The sequence below is a fragment of the Thalassobaculum salexigens DSM 19539 genome (genome assembly GCF_000423805.1).
GTDB classification, from domain to species: Bacteria; Pseudomonadota; Alphaproteobacteria; order Thalassobaculales; family Thalassobaculaceae; genus Thalassobaculum; species Thalassobaculum litoreum.
Window position 1 is genome coordinate 1 of the sequence record NZ_AUIR01000001.1, and the last position, 1,385, is coordinate 1,385.

Below are 1,385 nucleotides of genomic sequence, written 5' to 3' on the forward strand. Positions count from 1 at the left end.
TAGCTAAATACTCCAAGGGAGCAAGACCCCCCAGGGCCATGTGAGGCCTTCGGCGGTTGTAGTGGTCCAGGTAGGCATCCAGCTCTGCCTGTAGCTCGCTGAGCCGGGGGGGCAGAGGCCGGGTATAGAGCTCCTCCCTAAAGGTCCGTTGCACCCGCTCCACGTGACCATTGAGTTTAGGACTCCTCGGCGGCAGCACAAACAAGGCAATCCCCAGAGCACAGCAGGCCTCCTCAAACTCGGCCATGAACTCGCTGCCCCCATCCACCTGGATGGCCCGGATGGGAAAAGGGGTCCTGGCTAGAAGCAAGGACAGAAACCCCTCCGCCAGCTTAGCCGTGGCCCGGCTGTGCACCCCGGCCAGGACAAACCGACTGTAGAGGTCAATCGCCGAGAAGTGCTTGACTATAGTTCCCGGCCCCAGGGTCAGGGTGAGGGTGTCCACCTGGATCAGGTCCCCAGGAGCCCTGGCCTCGTATCCTCGGGGCTTCCTCCGGGCGTAGGGCCGGTTTACCCTTCGCTTTAGCTTCCCTCTTTGAGTCCGGGCCAGGTAGCTAGCCACGCTCTCGACACGTCGGTGCTTCTCCAGGTAGGCCAGGATGCGCCCCACCGTGCGTTCGCTCACCTGGAAACCCTCCTTGCGGAGGGTAAGCCAGATGGACCAGCGTCCCCAGGTGGGGTTTTCCTTGCGGAGAGTTTCTATTCTAATGAGCAGCCCTGGGGTCCAGTGGACCTTTGCGCGCAGGTGCTTAGGGCGGCGGGAGCGGGGTTTGAGTCCGGCCAGGCCCTTTTCTTTTAGGGCTTTTTTCCAGCGGTGGTAGGTGGCCCGGCTGATCCCCACCAGGTCCTGGATCTCCTTCCAGCTCTTTTTACTTTCACGCAGGGCTTTGACCAGTCGGAGCTTGCGCAGACGTTCCTTGACCTCTGGGTCGCCTGCTTTGGCCTCGGCCAGCCTCTGTGCTTGTCTAGCGCCTTGCCATATCTCTCGGCCAACGGTGGTAAACTGCACCTGGGGAACCTCCTTTCTTGGTTGGTTCCCCTCTTTTTATCCCAGCTTAGAGTCTCACATGTGTTTGTCCGGGTTCAATCAGCAGCTTTCGGCCTAGACGGCTAGCAACAAGACGTCCTGCTCTTATTTCCCAGGGTATGACCGTGCCTATCGCCATGCTTTGAACACCAACGATACTTCCCAGTTGTTTGAATATGCTGCCCAAGAGCTTATTTCAGCAAGGGTGCAGCCCTGGATAGATCGACGAGCAAGACGGGGTTGTATCCTCTTCACCGTTGAGAAAGAGCCGATGCGGGTGCTGGGTATAGACGTTCGCGGGGACGTTGCCACTGCCACAGTGCGGAAGTCCTGGAAGCAGACTTTGGTATGTCCTGGT

Annotated in this window: 1 protein-coding gene; it reads right to left on the reverse strand. The window is 59.1% G+C overall.

Annotation, left to right across the window (positions count from 1 at the left end):
• Positions 1-1,009, reverse strand: a 1,009-nt coding sequence (locus tag G578_RS0100005) for an integrase core domain-containing protein (protein ID WP_038012947.1), incomplete at its 3' end; no start/stop codon positions are given.
• Positions 1,010-1,385 lie beyond the last annotated feature (376 nt).